The sequence below is a fragment of the Acinetobacter sp. 228 genome (assembly GCF_048147885.1).
In genome coordinates this window covers 176,714-192,593 of sequence record NZ_JAYWYV010000006.1, presented here as the reverse complement: position 1 = coordinate 192,593, position 15,880 = coordinate 176,714, and the positions used below count along the sequence as shown (strand labels likewise).

The window sequence follows — 15,880 nt, the reverse complement described above, 5'->3', positions numbered from 1 at the left end:
TGCGGGATGGAGCAGTCTGGTAGCTCGTCGGGCTCATAACCCGAAGGTCGTTGGTTCAAATCCAGCTCCCGCTACCAAGTTTCTAAAAGAGGCTCACAACAAGGTGGGCCTTTTTGCACAGTGGGATTTGAAAAAAGTCTTAAATTGTGCAGTAATTGGGGCGATTTACGCCCTTTTTTATTGGCTATCGTGTAGTGTCGACATTATTTGATCAAATCTCCATGTTTCACTACTACTATAGTTTGTATTGGTTTGTAGTGGTCAAATAGATCATAAAATCGCACCAGATGACGAGAGTAAATGAAGCTATCAAATAAAACTCAAGCACTTCAGGACTTGATTGCACCGGCAGTTGAAGCCTGTAATGTAAACCTTTGGGGGATTGAGTTCCTGCCACAAGGGAAACGTTCGTTATTACGTATCTATATCGACAAACCAGTCGATGAGAGCGTTGCACCAGTCGTCAATGAAGATGGTGAAGAAGAACAGGGTCGTGGTATTGGCGTTCAGGATTGTGTGCGTGTCACGCAGCAAGTGGGTGCAATGCTGGATGTTCATGATCCAATTTCAGGTGAGTATTCACTTGAGGTTTCATCACCAGGCTGGGACCGTCCTTTTTTCCAGCTTGAGCAGATGTCAGGTTATATTGGTCAAACCGTAGCACTACGATTGATCAGCGCAGTAGATAACCGTCGCAAATTCCAGGCAAAACTGGTTGCTGTCGACCTGGAAAGTGAAATGGTTCAGGTTGAAGTGGAAAAGCAGCAGGTATTGGAGATCGACAGTCACAATATTGATAAAGCAAATTTGGTCTTCCAAGATTAATTTAATAAATAAGAATTTGAACGCATAGGTGACGTATGGCACGTGAAATTCTGACCGTCGTTGAAACGGTTAGTAACGAAAAAGGTGTACCTCGTGAAGCGATCTTTGAGGCGCTTGAGCAAGCTTTAGTTGCAGCGACAAAGAAAAAATTCTACGAAGGTACAAATTCGGAAGAAGCACGTTTACGTGTGGAAATCGATCGCAAGACAGGTGACTATCGCACTTTCCGTCAGTGGGAAGTGGTGGCAGATGAAGATCATGAAATGCCAGCTTGTCAGGATGCGATTTCTGATGTTGATCCTGCAAAATGGTCAATTGGCGACATTCGTGAACTGGAAGTTGAATCGATTGATTTCGGTCGTATTGCGGCACAAATTGCCAAGCAAGTGATCGTACAGAAAATCCGTGAAGCAGAACGCGCACTTGTGGCAGATGCTTATGAATCTAAAGTCGGCGAGCTGATCTACGGTGAAGTGAAAAAACAAACCAAAGATGGCTTTATTATCGACTTAGGTGACAATGCCGAAGCTTATCTTGCCCGGGAAGAAATGATTCCGAAAGAGATTCTTCGTCCAAAGCAGCGCGTAAGTGCAATTCTTTATAGCGTGAACCGTGAAGGTCGCGGTGCGCAATTGTTATTGTCGCGTGCCAAGCCTGAAATGCTGATCGCATTGATGAAGAAAGAGATCCCTGAGATTTCTGAAGAAATTATTGAAATTAAAGCTGCAGCTCGTCAACCGGGCGTGCGTGCCAAGATTGCAGTAAAAACCAATGACCACCGTATTGACCCGGTGGGTGCTTGTATTGGTATGCGTGGTACCCGAATTCAGGCTGTACAGCAAGAGCTCAATGGTGAGCGTATTGATGTCGTAGTCTGGTCGGATGATCCTGCGCAATATATCGCAAGTGCATTGGAACCAGCAGATGTATCGAGTATTGTCATCGATGAAGATGCACGTACTGCGGATATTATCTTCGCTGCCAGCGATCAGTTGGCACGTGCGATTGGTTCACAAGGTCAGAACGTTCGTCTGGCATCAGAACTGACTGGCTATAAGCTGGACATGATGCTGGAAGAGGAATACTACGCCCGTCAACAAAACGAAGCGCAACAATATCTGGACATGTTTGTACAACGTCTGGATATCGCGGAAGATTTGGCGATGGCATTAGTAGAAATGGGCTTCACCTCGCTTGAAGAAATTGCTTACGTCCCGGCAGAAACATTCGATGAAATCGAACTTGATGCTGAACTAGTTGAATTATTGCAAAGCCGTGCGAAAGAAATTGCACTTGCTGATGCATTACAACAGCAAGAGAATATCCAAGCGCCAAGTGAAGAACTTGTTGCAATGGAAGGCATGACAGCAGAGATCGCGCAAGCTCTAGCAGCTCGTGGTGTGGTAACCGTGGATGATTTAGCAGATCAGGCAACCGACGATATCGCAGATATTGAAGGTTTGGGTGCTGAGAAAGCGGGTCAACTCATTATGAAAGCGCGCGAATCATGGTTTAACTAGGAGGCAGTATATGACGGACAAGTCAATTAAAGAGTTAGCCCTCAGCGTGGGTCGTCCAGTTGAGAAGCTCCTAGAGCAGGTTCGTGAGGCAGGTTTACCACAGCGTAAAGCTGACGATATTATTACCACCGAACAACAAGATAGCTTGATGAGCCATGTGAAAAAATCACAAGGTTCAGAGAGCCAAGCAGGGCAAATCACGTTGAAACGTAAAACGACCAGTACGGCTAAAGTAGCCAGTACTTCAGGTAAGGCAAAAACAATTAATGTAGAAGTTCGCAAGAAGCATACATTTGTTAAGCCAGATCCAGAACAGATCAAAGCAGAAGCATTGGCGAAAGCCAAGGCTGAGCAACAGGCCAAAGCTGCGCCTGAGCAGAATACAGCGCAAGCTGCTGCTGAAGCTCCAAAAACTGGCGTCAATAATGCCAGTAAAGCGCTAGAAGCGATGCGTGCTGCTGCAAAGCAAACCAGTGACAAGCAGGAAGTTTCTAAAGCTGCAGTTGTGGTAAAACGCAAATCAACCAATAAACCGATTGTAAAACAAACGGTTAAGCAAGTAGAAACAGCTGAACAGAAAAAACTACGTGAAGCGGAAGCAGCAAAATTAAAAGCTGTTGAAGAAGCAGCACGTCGTAAAGCGGCTGAAGAAGCGCAGCAACGTACGCTTGAACAAATGCGTCAAATGGCGACCAAGTACTCTGCTGAAGATACCACTGCAACCATTCGTGTTGTTGATGATTCTCCTCTGGCAGCCGGTCTTGTTGGCCAGGCATATGAAGACTCTTTTGCCAAAGAAGACCGCGAAATCAAACGTGGTACCAATACGCCGAGCGCGCGTGCACCGAAAAAAGGTGGCCGTCGTGGTCAGGAAGAGCAAAGCTTCAGCAAACAGCCTAAACGTGGTTTAAAAACCAGCCAGGGCAACAAGCATGGTTTCGAAAAACCTGTGAAAAAACAGGTTTACGATGTTGAAATCGGTGAAACGATTGTAGTTGCTGACTTGGCTGCGAAAATGGCAGTTAAGGTTCGCGAAGTGATTAAATCACTCATGAAAATGGGTGAGCTAGTAACTCAGAACCAGGCGATTGATCAGGAAATTGCTGCACTTGTGGTTGAAGAAATGGGCCATAATCCGGTACTGGTTTCTGATACACAAGCTGAAGATAACTTGCTGGAAGCAGCTGAAGAAGCACGTGGTGCGCAAACCACTCGTGCGCCTGTTGTGACTATCATGGGTCACGTTGACCATGGTAAAACATCACTGCTTGACCGTATTCGCCGTGCCAAAGTGGCTCAAGGTGAAGCGGGCGGTATTACCCAGCATATCGGCGCTTACCATGTAACTACCGATAAAGGTATTATTACTTTCCTTGATACTCCGGGACACGCAGCGTTTACTGCGATGCGTTCACGTGGTGCCAAAGCGACTGATATCGTGGTACTTGTTGTAGCAGCAGATGATGGTGTGATGCCACAAACTGCAGAAGCAATTGATCATGCGCGTGCTGCAGGTACGCCGATCATTGTTGCGATCAACAAGATGGATAAAGAGTCTGCTGATCCAGACCGTGTTCTGAATGAATTGACTGCTAAACAGATCGTGCCTGAACAATGGGGCGGTGATGTGCCGGTTGCCATGGTTTCAGCCCACACGGGTCAAGGTATTGATGAGCTGCTGGACCTGATTTTGATTCAAGCAGAAATGTTAGAGTTGAAAGCATCTGAAGAAGGTGCTGCGCAAGGTGTGGTTATTGAAGCACGTGTAGATAACAGCCGTGGTGCTGTGACTTCTATTCTTGTTCAAAACGGTACCCTGAAAGTGGGTGACCTGGTACTTGCTGGTTCGTCTTATGGTCGCGTACGTGCGATGACAGATGAAAACGGTAAACGTATCAAGTCTGCTGGTCCTTCAATTCCGGTTGAAATTCTGGGTCTTCCAGAAGCACCAATGGCGGGTGATGAAGTTCTTGTGGTCAGCGATGAGAAGAAAGCACGTGAAGTTGCTGATGCGCGTATGGACCGTGAACGTCAAAAACGTCTTGAGCGTCAATCTGCAATGCGTCTTGAAAATATCATGGCATCTATGGGCAAGAAAGATGTGCCTATCGTCAATGTGGTACTGAAGACTGATGTACGCGGTACGCTGGAAGCCTTGCATGTAGCACTTGCTGAACTTGCAACAGATGAAGTGAAAGTACGTATTATCGGTTCAGGCGTTGGTGCAATCACCGAGTCTGACGTAACACTGGCTGAATCTTCAGAAGCAGTTCTGCTTGGCTTTAACGTACGTGCGGATAATGCAGCACGCCAAAAAGCCGATGCGGACAATATCGACATTCGTTACTACTCAATCATCTATCAATTGATCGATGACGTGAAAGCAGCAATGAGCGGTAAGCTTGCACCTGAACATCGTGAAACGATTCTGGGTGTTGCACAGGTACGTGAAGTATTCCACTCAAGTAAATTCGGTGCGGCGGCAGGCTGTATGGTGCTTGAAGGCGTATTACATCGTAACAAACCGATTCGCGTATTACGTGATGACGTGGTTGTGTTCCAGGGTGAGCTTGAATCTCTTCGTCGCTACAAAGAAGTGGTTGAAGAAGTTCGTGCCGGTATGGAATGTGGTCTTGCGGTGAAAGGCTATAAAGACATCAAACCTCTCGACAAGATCGAAGTGTATGATGTTCAACTGATTAAACGGAGTCTTTAATGGCGGGTAGTCAACGTCTGAAGCGTATGGCGGATACAGTACAACGCGAGTTGTCAGAACTGATCCGTCAGGAGCTGAAAGATCCACGCTTAGGTGGTCTGGTGACCATCTCTGCGGTGAAGGTGAGCCCAGACCTGGGATATGCGGAAGTTTATGTCACTGTAATGGGACGTGAACTTGGCGACGAACAGAGCGAAGCGGCAAATAAAGAAACTCTGGATGTATTAAACAAAGCATCCGGTTTTCTGCGCCATGAACTGAGTCGTCGTATTAAAACCCGTATTACGCCTCGTCTACGTTTCCATTATGATAAGACCAATGCATATGGTAACTATATGTTTGGTTTGATCGCTGAAGCTGTGAAGGACTTGCCTGAAGCAGAAGCAAAAAAAGACGATGAATAAGTCTTAACACAATAAAAAAGCCACCTTTGGGTGGCTTTTTTATTGTCTGGTTGTATCAAAAATTAAGCTACTGATAGACCAATCTAAAAATAGTCTGGATTAAGTGAGATCATCATCTTTATGGTTCATTTTTTTCTCATAAAAAGCACGGCGACGTGAGCGCTGCCAAGGCAGAGGGCGTTCCAGCGTTTCCGGAACCTCGCCACTCAAAGAGCGTAAACGCAAATGCAATGCAGCCTGTGCCATCAGATTGGCAGATACCGGTGCGGTAATGAAGGCGAACAGGGTGATGAGCACTTCAGCAAAACCGAAACGGCCATATATGGCCGAGAACAGAATTGAAGCCATCAAAAAGCTGCCCAGGCCCAAAGTACTGGATTTGGTCGGGGCGTGCAGACGCATAAACAGATCGGGCAGACGGACCATACCGATCCCGCCGACCAGCATAAAGAAAGCACCAATCAATAAAAAAATCGACACCAGTATTTCTAAAATTAAGGACATTTAAAAACTCCTAGTCGATCACATGGCCAGTGGTGAAATAACGTGCCAAGGCTGCAGTCGAAACAAAGCCAAGCATCGCAACCAGTAAGGCCCCTTCAAACAGGAAGCTGCTACTCCAGTAAATCCCTAAAATGACAATCAGACAGGTGGCATTCAGGAACAGGGTATCGAGTGCCAAGAGCCGGTCAACGATAGAAGGGCCAGTGATGAGCCGGATCAGGCAGAGTAACATCGAGACAGTGATAGCACCCAGGCAAATCATTAATGCATAAGGCAGAATAGTCATGCTTTTTCTCCTGTCTGTGCGCTGAAAATTTCAATCAGAGGCTGTTCGTAGCGCTGTTTGATCGTTTCGATTTCTGCTGCTTCATCCTCTGTGCTTAAGGCATGAACCAGAATATCACCACGATCCTGATCAATGCCTGCAGATACTGTACCGGGCGTTGTAGTAATGATCATTGCCAGCAAGGCATTGACTTCCTCATGCTCGGTTTCCAAAGGCACGCGAAACCATTTCGGATGCAGGTTCTTGGTTGGACCAAGTACCAGTTTTGCGACTTTAATATTGGCTACTACAATATCCCAAACCACGACAAAGAACAGGCGCAGGGCAGGAGCCCACTGCATATTCGGGGTATAGTCAATAAAAGGTGCAACCATTTTCGGAATGACAATCGCCAGAACCAGCGCGAAAAGCAATGTTCCAGCTTCCAGATTATGTGCCAGCAGAATCCAGCTTAGCCCAACGATCACAGAAACCAGCGGATGCGGGAACCAACGTTGCAGGAATGATACAGCCATTAAGGTCCCTCCACCGGTTTAAGTTGATTATCATCATATCTGTTTTGTTCAACATACTGCTGATCAATCTGGCGTTGCTTGAATTCAGAAATGTTTTCACCTTCCAGAGTGGCTTCCGAAATCGTATAAGGAACCAGATGTGCATTCGGATCGACTGTCTCACCACCGTACTTGGTTTCAGGTAAATAGCTTGGATCAAAAGGTTGCACACTGATAAACTGGCCTTCTGCATCGCGTTTTAACAAGGCAGCTTCATAAACCGGATTATTTTTAATCTGTTCTGCAGTCTGATAATTATATTGATAGATCGGTCCGGCAAACACCACATAGGCAGTCAGGCCAGCAAGCAATAGATAGATTACACGATCATTACGTGCGGGTGCCTTACTTGGTAGGGCTTCGTATTTGTGAAAATCTTCAGAATTAAGGTCATCCTCAGGTCTGGTCGAACGCCAGAACAGCACGAAACCAACCCGGGTAAAGGCCAGAATACTGAGGAAGCTTACCAATAAAATGGTCAGGATAATAATCATCTGATAGTCTGAATTGGCAGAAGCCTGCAAAATAAAGACTTTACCGAAGAAACCACTAAACGGTGGCAGGCCGGCCATCATCAAGGCAATGATGAAATAGACAATCGAAACCAGCTTGTTCTGTTTCATCAGTGGCGCGATTTTAAAGTGATCCTTAAATTCGCCGCGCTGTGAGGTAATCCAGCCTGACAGGATATAAAAGGCTGCGCCAATCAGGGTACTGTGCACCATATAATACAATGCACCGGCCCAGGCTGCAGTTGTATTCATGCCGATTGCTACCAGAATTGTTCCGACTGAAGACAGCACCATAAAGCCGATAAAACGGCGCAGACGTTCTGTGCCGATTGCGCAAATCACGCCATAAACCGACGTAATCAGACCAATCACCAGCAGGCAATTCATCAGGATCTGGTGGCTGTATTCATCATCAAAAACAGTTCCATTAATCCGTAAAATTGCATACACCCCGACTTTGGTCATGATGGTAAAGAGTGCTGCCACAGGTGTGGTGGCTACGGCATAGGTTTTGGGTAACCAGAAGCCAAGCGGTAGCATCGCCGCTTTAATTCCGAACACGACAAACAGCATTAATCCACCAGCAACCGCCAGCTTGTGCTGATCTTCAGCGAGGGTAGGCATCAAGCGGGCCACATCTGCCATATTCAGACTGCCGACACTGCCATAAATCATCCCGAGTCCAATCAGGAATAGGGCAGAAGCAAACAGATTAATGGTGACGTAGTGGATTCCCAGCTGGAAACGGGCCTTGCCTTGTCCATGTAGCAGTAGTACATAGGATGCCATCAACAAGATTTCAAAAAACACGAACAGGTTAAACAGGTCACCGGTCAGGAAGGCACCGGTCAAACCCATGAGCAGGAAATGCACCATGGCATGGAAATAACGCCCACGCATATCCCATTCTTTACTGGCATACCAGAGCACCGGCACTGCAAGGGCATAGGTCAAAACCAGCATCATCGCAGAGAGCTGATCGAGAACCAGTACAATACCAAAAGGTGCGACCCATTCGCCCAGCGTATAAACATTGATCTGACCCTGATTACTGTCTACTAAATAGCTGACAGCAATGATCAGGCCCAAGATACTCGAGACATAGCTGATACCCCGACGCCAGGGCTGACGCCAGTCCGTCACCAGAGAGCCTGAACCCGGGTTGCCTAAAAGAACCAGGACAAAAGCGGTAAAGGCCGGTAAAAGAATACTGAAAATAGGGGTATGTTGATTCCAGAAATTGAGAAGATCAGTCATTAAGGCTCATCCTCGCGCGGGTCAAGATTTGGTATTTCTTCTTTGGAGTCAACGTGGTCTGTTCCTGATTCGTAGCGGCTACGCAATGCCAGTTGGACAATAAAGGCAGTGGTGGCAAAGCCAATCACGATGGCTGTCAGCACCAGTGCCTGAGGAAGGGGATCGGTCACTTTCGAGGCTTCAGTCAATACTGCAGGCGAATTCATCTGAATTCGGCCCATGGCAAATAAAAACAGGTTGACTGCATAACCAATCATGGCGAGACCCAACACTACCGGGAAGGTACGGGCACGCAGGATCAGATAAATGCCTGTGGCCGTCAGCAGGCCAATCGCAGAGGCTAATAAAAATTCTAAACTGATCATTCTATTATCCTCTTGGTACAGGGCCAGTCATGCTTGAGTGACGTGAATCGCCTAAGACTGAAATCATCAGCATCGTTGCACCCACAACAGTGACATAAACGCCAACATCAAACAGCGCAGCCGAAGCCAAATGCATTTCTCCAATCATTGGCGGAGAGACATAGATATGTGCACTGGTCAGGAATGGACGTGACCAGAACCAGGCCGCGACACCGGTCAAACCGGCAATGGTTAAGCCGACTCCAATCCAGATTTCATAGAGACGGCCAGATTTGGCCCCCAGCAACTGTTCGGTTTTATCCTGCCCCACTGCGATATATTGAATAATAAGTGCCAGTGAGGTGACCAAGCCTGCAATAAATCCACCGCCTGGCAAATTATGGCCACGCATAAAGATGTACAGGCTGACCACCAGTGCTACAGGCAAGATCCATGATGCAGTAATACGTAACATCAGGGGTGAAGGATTAAAACGATAGGTCAGACCCTGGGTGATAGTGGCGCCATGGGCACGCATTCCATCCATCAGGCTAAGTACACCAATCGCGGCAATTCCAAGTACGGTAATTTCGCCAAAGGTATCGAAACCACGGAAGTCGACCAGAATCACATTCACCACATTGGTGCCGCCGCCCAGTGGAATCGACTGTTGCAGGAAGAACCATGAAATGGAATTATGATCACGGGTCATGATCAGCCAGGCAATTGCCGCAATTCCAAGACCGCCACCTATTGCAATAATGGCATCACGCCAGCGACGGGTCGGACTCGATTCATACGGTGTTAACTGAGGCAGTAAAGATAAACTCATCAGTAGCAGAACCGTGGTGACCACATCAACCGTAATCTGGGTCAATGCCAGATCGGGTGCCGAGAAACCGATAAAAACCATGGTGACGACCAGACCAACTGCACCGCTAATCAGTACGGCTTTAATCCGCTCATGATGGAACCACAGCAGCATCCAGCAGGCAGAAAACAGGAGTAACCACAAGATAATCGCCAGAGCAGGGGCGTGGGTCAGTTCACGTGTACCCGTGCCCACCGCATTGTTCACCAGTGGGAAACTGACCAGTGCGACAGTAAAAATCACGATCCACAATAAATAGCTTTGTAATTTGCCATTTTCAGTGGCACGGCGGAAACGGCGTGAATTCAGCAGCAGATTTTTCAAAAACAGCTCGAATAATACCCGGCCCTGCAAGCGGCCCAGTTTTGGATCCAGGTCGATTTCGCGTAAGGTGCCACCTTTGGCAAGAGAAAAATAGAAGATGACTCCGCCAACGAGGGCTATCACGCTCATCAGCAGCGGCAGGTTGAAGCCATGCCATAGTGCCAGATGAGTGCCTTCAAAAGCAAAATCCTGAGTCGATGCCCGGGTGGAGCTGTTTACAATTTTTTCAACCAGAAGTGCCGGGAATATACCCACCAAAATACACAAGATTGCCAATAAGGTTGCGGGTGCACGCATGCCAAACGGAGGTTCATGTGCATCTTTATTCGGAACCTGCTTGCCTAGCGGACCATCGAAAAATACCCCATGCACCAGTCGAGTAGAATAGGCGACTGCAAAAATCCCGGCCAGTGTTGCGACAATGGCTGAAACGACCATGACCGGACCACTCAAGTTCGCGACCAGTTCGGTAAAGAACATTTCCTTGGACAGGAAGCCATTGGTCAGTGGCACACCTGCCATAGCCGCCGCCGTAATCATGGTCAGGGTAGCGGTATAGGGTAGCAGTTGCCATAAGCCTGACAGTTTGCGCAAGTCACGTGTGCCCGATTCATGGTCGATAATTCCGGCAATCATAAACAGGGCCGCTTTAAAGGTGGCATGGTTAATAATATGAAAAATTGCAGCTGCAACCGCCAGAGGAGAACCGATCCCAAGCAGACACATGATCAGGCCTAAATGGCTGATGGTTGAATAGGCGAGTAAGCCCTTCAGGTCTTCCTTGAAAATGGCAAAAAAAGCGGCCATACATAGGGTAAACAGACCGACAAAGGTTACAATATTATGAAACAGTGCAGCACCGACGAAGATCGGTAGCAAGCGTGCGACCAGAAATAAACCGGCTTTGACCATAGTGGCCGAGTGTAAATAGGCCGAGACAGGTGTCGGCGCAGCCATGGCATTCGGTAACCAGAAATGGAAGGGAAACTGCGCACTTTTGGTAAAAGCACCGAGTAAAATCAGCAAGAGAGCCGGTACAAATAAAGCATGTGACTGAATCTGTTCGGTCATCGTCAGGATTTGATCAATCTGGTAGGTACCAGTGATTTGACCAAGCAGGATAAAACCACCCAGCATGGCCAGACCACCCAGTCCAGTAATGGTCAGAGCCATACGTGAGCCACGTTGCGCAGCTTCGTAATTGCTCCAGTAACCCACTAGCAGGAAAGATGAAATACTGGTCAATTCCCAGAAAACCAATAAAAGAATCAGGTTATTTGACAATGAAATCCCGAGCATAGCTGCCATAAACAGCATCAGCAGAAGATACAGCTTGCTCAGCGAATTTTTGGGATTCAGATAATAATAGGCATAAATATAAATCAGCGTACCAATCCCGCTGATCAGCAGGGCAAACAGCAGTCCCAGGGAATCCAGACGAAAACTGAAATCAATACCCAGCTGCGGCAGCCAGGACCAGGTCTGGGTAATCACTGCGCCATCAAATATGGCAGGCGCCTGACTCAATAATAATAAGAAACTGCTGAGGCTGACACCAATTGCCCCTAAAGCCGTTACCTCGCGCGAAAATTGCTTCAGCCACGAGACAAGGGTTGTGCCTAATACTAACGGTAACAATATAATAATCGGCAGCACACTCGTATCCATTGTCGTGATTTAGGCTGTGACCAACCTAGGGTGAATCTTTATCTTCCAAGGACTACAGGATCACAAGGAGCGATCCAAACTTCTCAATCTTGAAAGCCAAAAGAATATTCAAAAAGAATATAAAACAGTTGTATTGCGCAACTTATGAACGATAGCAAATTCCGATTTTACAATGAAATTCGCAAATAAATCCGATCATATTACAGGATAACAACAACATCAACGTTTTTATGTGGAACTTATAAATTATACGTGAGCTTGGTTTTAACCGCAGAGGGATGCTTAAACAGATCATCCAGAAGTGACCGAAAATTAAGATTAGATCTCAGCCATTGATTGTAAATATAAATAAAAACAGGGTTTCTTATGCTGGGGAAACTGCCTGACTTGATATTTTTCTTTTCAAGCCTCTCTATATCAGGTCCCCAAAATGTACTTGGTTATTTTTGAGTTTTCGGGGAGTTTTATCTATATAAACATTTTCTAATGGCTACTAGGTACCTACCTAAATCTGTTTCATGAGCTTAAGCAGACTGGAAAATGGCCAGGCTATTTTTGCTAAACAGAGTAATTATCATGAATAAAGTACTTCGATGGACGTTACTTTAGTCCCATGTTGTTCACATCTATATTTACATCTTAACCGGCTGCCTGGCGGAGCGACTGCGGCATTTTGATTTTCAGTTGCTGAATCAGGTCATAAATGTGATGAATATTTAAACTCACTTTGGCACGGGTACAGGCCACATAAAGTAATCTTAATTCTTCATCACTAATTTTATGGTCTTTTTCATTCAGCTTGAATTGATAGTCATCTTCAATATGAACCCGATCCCACTCCAGACCTTTGGCTTTGTGCGCCGTGGAAATAATATAGTCAGCCTGGGCAATCGGGGTAATTTTAGCCAGGGCTTTTTTCAGCGGATCGGTGCCATGCTCGTCCACCAGTTTGACCAGTGGCTTGATGTCACTGCCTTCATTGGTTTCACAGTATTCATGGACATCATGCCAGGAGTTAAACCAGGCCAGTTCCGGCACATCAACCACACGCTTGCCCTGTTTTAGTATAGCAGCCGCATCGACAAAGCGATTCAGTTTGACATGATCGGCCTGCAGGCTGACTTTGTCACCGCGTACCAGTCCGGCCAGTAGCAATTCCATGGCCCGGGCATTGGTCCGACATAAAATTGCATCACGCATTTTGGTATGCGGTTTATTCACGACTTTAGAATCTAACAACGGATTGCCCAGCAAAGGCACAGTCTCATTGAGGGCACCTAAAATGGCATTGGCATTCAGGGCAATTTCAGGACCAAAACGAAATGAGGTGGTCAGACGTGATTCAGGCAGAGGCAGTTGCTGCATGGCATTGACTGCACCGCGCCAGGCATAGATCTGCTGATGCGCATCTCCGACATAAATCACTTGGGTGCTGCGCTGTTTCAGTAGAATTCCCAGCATTAAGGGATCGGCATCCTGAGCTTCATCGAATAGCACATAATCGGCCGGAATATTCGGCTCAGACAGTGCCCAGAGTTTCAGGTAAATGTCATGACCAATGCCGGCCTGATGATTTGGATCAATCGACTCTAGCCAGCGCCGTTCGACTGCCGGATAAAGCTTCTGCTGCAAGGTCTCGATATCATCCGGATGTAGCCAGCTTGGCGCCTGAATATGCCGCGGGGCAGGATACTGCGAACTGGTCGAACAGAAATAGCCGACCGCATTGGCGACCAAGCTTGCCAGTCTTGATGGCATCAAGACATATTTCTCATAGCGTCCGCCCATCATGCGGCGCATAGTCATCGGTTCAAGCCGGTACTCTTTGGCAATAAAACTCGGACTCAAGCGTGGCAGACGCAGCTTGTCGGTCACTCCACGTGGAACACTGCGAAATGCCAGCGAGTGAAAAGTCCGGCAATCCACGCCCCGGTGGAACCTGGCCTGCGCTTCACTGGCAATGGCTTTGTTAAAGGCCAGATACATGCCACGTCTTTGCGGCATGGCATCACTGATCATTTGCAGGGTAGTCGTTTTACCTGTACCTGCATAGGCAATCACCTTAAAGGATTTGCCCAGACGTGCGTTATCAATGGCAGTCGCCTGCTCATAGGTCGCGGTCGGTTTTTTTAAATCAGACACAGATGAATTCAAGGCTTAATGCTGACGGTTGGCTTTTTCAACCAGACCAGACAAGCCTTGGCGACGTGCCAGTTCATTTAATACCAATTGCACATCCAGGTCGAAATAACCGAGCATGACGATGGTATGGAACCAAAGATCTGCCACTTCATAGATCAGATCATTTTTATGGTCTGCCGAAGCATCCTGATCAAAGTCTTTGGCTGCCAGCACAGTTTCAAAGCTTTCTTCACCCACTTTTTCCAGAATCTTGTTCAGGCCTTTATGGTAGAGCTTGGCTACATAAGAGGAATCCGGATCGGCCTGTTTGCGTTCTGCCATCATTTGTCCCAGATAAGACAAGACTTCGACCTGTTCAGATTGGGCGGTTGATGCTTCCATCGCCAGCGTATGCGGATTCGTAGATTTTTCGCCATAAATCGCAGATGGATCTTTCAGCTGTGCATCGACAATTTCCCAGCCATTTGGCGTGAGTTTGCGATAGAAACATGATTCGCGACCGGTATGGCAGGCGATACCGCCATGCTGTTCAATTTGCAGCACAATCACGTCGGCATCACAGTCCAGACGGATTTCATGTACAGTCTGAAAATGTCCTGATTCTTCACCCTTATGCCATAATTTGTTGCGTGAACGGGAGAAATACACTGCCTGATTTTTTTCGGCAGTTAAAGCCAATGCTTCACGGTTCATCCAGGCCACCATCAACACACGTCCAGTTTGATGATGCTGGGCAATGGCAGGGACTAATCCTTGTTCGTTAAATTTTACTTCATCGAGCCATTGCACATTGTTCATAAGGGTTTCCATCATTTCAATCAAAATATAAAAATACGGATAGGAAATATCCGCTGATAGTGTACGTGATCTCGCAGCATTTGCGGCAAAAATCTGTGTTGTTCAGGACAGGCTGTGTCGTGGTTTTTTAAATCAGTCCACTTTATTTCAGATCTTGTAAAAATGAGACAGAGAAAAGCCGCCTAGTTGGCGGCTCGTATTGCGATTCAATTATCCATATGAAAAATTACCAGTGTTCGCCCGGGAACAGACGCGCATATGCTTTTTGCACCAAGTTCAATTTTTGTGGCTGACCCACAGATGCAGTTGAACTTGGGAACAGGTTGAAACCAATGGACATCAAGACATTGTTGATATCTGGCGCAATGGAATAGGTAATGGATGCCAGACGACCCAAACCGGTCGCGACTTTCTTCGGGCGCTTCATGATTGCATAGGCAATCAGGTCGGCCGCCTGTTCTGGAGAAAGCGTTGGAACATATTTATAGATTTTGGTCGGTGCAATCATCGGGGTACGCACTAAAGGCATATAAACCGAGGTGATTGCAATTTTATGCGCATGTACTTCAGCAGACAGGCAGCGGCTAAAGGCATCCAGCGCAGCTTTTGATGCAACATAGGCTGAAAAGCGGGTCGCATTGGCCAACACGCCAATTGAACTGATATTGATGATATGACCCGCGCGGCGAATCATCATTTGTGGCAGGATATTCATTACCAGACGCACCGCACCAAAATAATTCAGCTGCATGGTACGCTCGAAATCATGGAAACGATCTACCGATTCATGTACGGCACGGCGAATCGAACGGCCTGCATTATTAATCAGGATATCAATATGGTCGACTGAAGCAATGATCTGCTTGGAGACTTCGTCAATCGCTTCCATATTGTTTAAATCACATGGAAATATCGAGGCTTTACCGCCTTTTGCTTCAATTTCTGATTTTACTTGTTCTAGGGTTTCTTGAGTACGGGCTACCAGTAAAACATGGGCACCTGCATCGGCTAATTGATGTGCTGTGGTTAGGCCAATACCGCTGGATGCACCAGTAATCAGCACGGTTTTACCTGCAACACACTTTTCCAGTTGTTTGAGTAGTCTAGTTTTCACGTTTGTTATCCCTAATTTGAAGTCTGCGTTCAAATTATTTT

Annotated in this window: 13 protein-coding genes and 1 tRNA gene; 5 read left to right on the top strand and 9 right to left on the bottom strand. The window is 46.8% G+C overall.

The genetic code is table 11. The features are described from left to right. From VXQ92_RS07210 to VXQ92_RS07190, 5 genes are all read left to right on the top strand, one after another. Window positions 1–77, top strand: a tRNA-Met gene (locus tag VXQ92_RS07210). Between the two features lie 223 nt (window positions 78–300). Next, complete coding sequence (gene rimP, locus VXQ92_RS07205; RefSeq protein WP_416680949.1) at window positions 301–825, top strand: ribosome maturation factor RimP; 525 nt, start codon at window positions 301–303, stop codon at window positions 823–825. 35 nt (window positions 826–860) lie between these two features. Continuing rightward, window positions 861–2,345, top strand: a complete 1,485-nt coding sequence (nusA, locus tag VXQ92_RS07200) for a transcription termination factor NusA (protein WP_064094628.1) — start codon at window positions 861–863, stop codon at window positions 2,343–2,345. 10 nt (window positions 2,346–2,355) lie between these two features. Beyond that, on the top strand, window positions 2,356–5,061 hold the full coding sequence (gene infB, locus VXQ92_RS07195; protein ID WP_416680948.1) for a translation initiation factor IF-2: 2,706 nt from the start codon (window positions 2,356–2,358) through the stop codon (window positions 5,059–5,061). After that, window positions 5,061–5,465: a ribosome-binding factor A gene (locus VXQ92_RS07190; protein ID WP_064102366.1), complete on the top strand. Its 405-nt coding sequence runs from the start codon at window positions 5,061–5,063 to the stop codon at window positions 5,463–5,465. The genes infB and VXQ92_RS07190 overlap by 1 nt, the downstream gene beginning before the upstream one ends. Window positions 5,466–5,564: 99 nt before the next feature. Here the strand turns inward: VXQ92_RS07190 and VXQ92_RS07185 are convergent, their stop codons facing one another. The 9 genes from VXQ92_RS07185 to VXQ92_RS07145 form a co-directional block, all read right to left on the bottom strand. Further along, entirely contained in the window at window positions 5,565–5,969 is a 405-nt protein-coding gene (locus VXQ92_RS07185) for a Na+/H+ antiporter subunit G (RefSeq protein WP_064094625.1), read from the bottom strand. A gap of 10 nt (window positions 5,970–5,979) precedes the next feature. Beyond that, window positions 5,980–6,255: a monovalent cation/H+ antiporter subunit F gene (locus VXQ92_RS07180; RefSeq protein ID WP_064094624.1), complete on the bottom strand. Its 276-nt coding sequence runs from the start codon at window positions 6,253–6,255 to the stop codon at window positions 5,980–5,982. After that, window positions 6,252–6,770: a Na+/H+ antiporter subunit E gene (locus VXQ92_RS07175; protein ID WP_416680947.1), complete on the bottom strand. Its 519-nt coding sequence runs from the start codon at window positions 6,768–6,770 to the stop codon at window positions 6,252–6,254. The genes VXQ92_RS07180 and VXQ92_RS07175 overlap by 4 nt, the downstream gene beginning before the upstream one ends. Continuing rightward, window positions 6,770–8,578 (bottom strand): monovalent cation/H+ antiporter subunit D, encoded by a 1,809-nt coding sequence (locus VXQ92_RS07170; RefSeq protein WP_416680946.1) that lies wholly within the window; start codon window positions 8,576–8,578, stop codon window positions 6,770–6,772. Before VXQ92_RS07170 ends, VXQ92_RS07175 begins: the two co-directional genes overlap by 1 nt. Then, on the bottom strand, window positions 8,578–8,943 hold the full coding sequence (locus VXQ92_RS07165) for a Na+/H+ antiporter subunit C (RefSeq protein ID WP_004281114.1): 366 nt from the start codon (window positions 8,941–8,943) through the stop codon (window positions 8,578–8,580). The genes VXQ92_RS07170 and VXQ92_RS07165 overlap by 1 nt, the downstream gene beginning before the upstream one ends. A gap of 4 nt (window positions 8,944–8,947) precedes the next feature. After that, window positions 8,948–11,785, bottom strand: coding sequence for a monovalent cation/H+ antiporter subunit A (locus VXQ92_RS07160; RefSeq protein ID WP_064094621.1), 2,838 nt, complete (start codon window positions 11,783–11,785; stop codon window positions 8,948–8,950). Between the two features lie 639 nt (window positions 11,786–12,424). After that, a complete protein-coding gene (locus VXQ92_RS07155; RefSeq protein ID WP_144723582.1) occupies window positions 12,425–13,927 on the bottom strand; it encodes a UvrD-helicase domain-containing protein in 1,503 nt (500 codons plus the stop codon). A gap of 15 nt (window positions 13,928–13,942) precedes the next feature. After that, window positions 13,943–14,725, bottom strand: a complete 783-nt coding sequence (gene hisIE, locus VXQ92_RS07150) for a bifunctional phosphoribosyl-AMP cyclohydrolase/phosphoribosyl-ATP diphosphatase HisIE (RefSeq protein WP_416680944.1) — start codon at window positions 14,723–14,725, stop codon at window positions 13,943–13,945. 226 nt (window positions 14,726–14,951) lie between these two features. After that, the gene (locus VXQ92_RS07145) at window positions 14,952–15,839 is read right to left on the bottom strand and encodes an SDR family NAD(P)-dependent oxidoreductase (RefSeq protein ID WP_416680943.1); all 888 of its coding nucleotides are present in this window, start codon (window positions 15,837–15,839) and stop codon (window positions 14,952–14,954) included. Window positions 15,840–15,880: the final 41 nt, after the last annotated feature.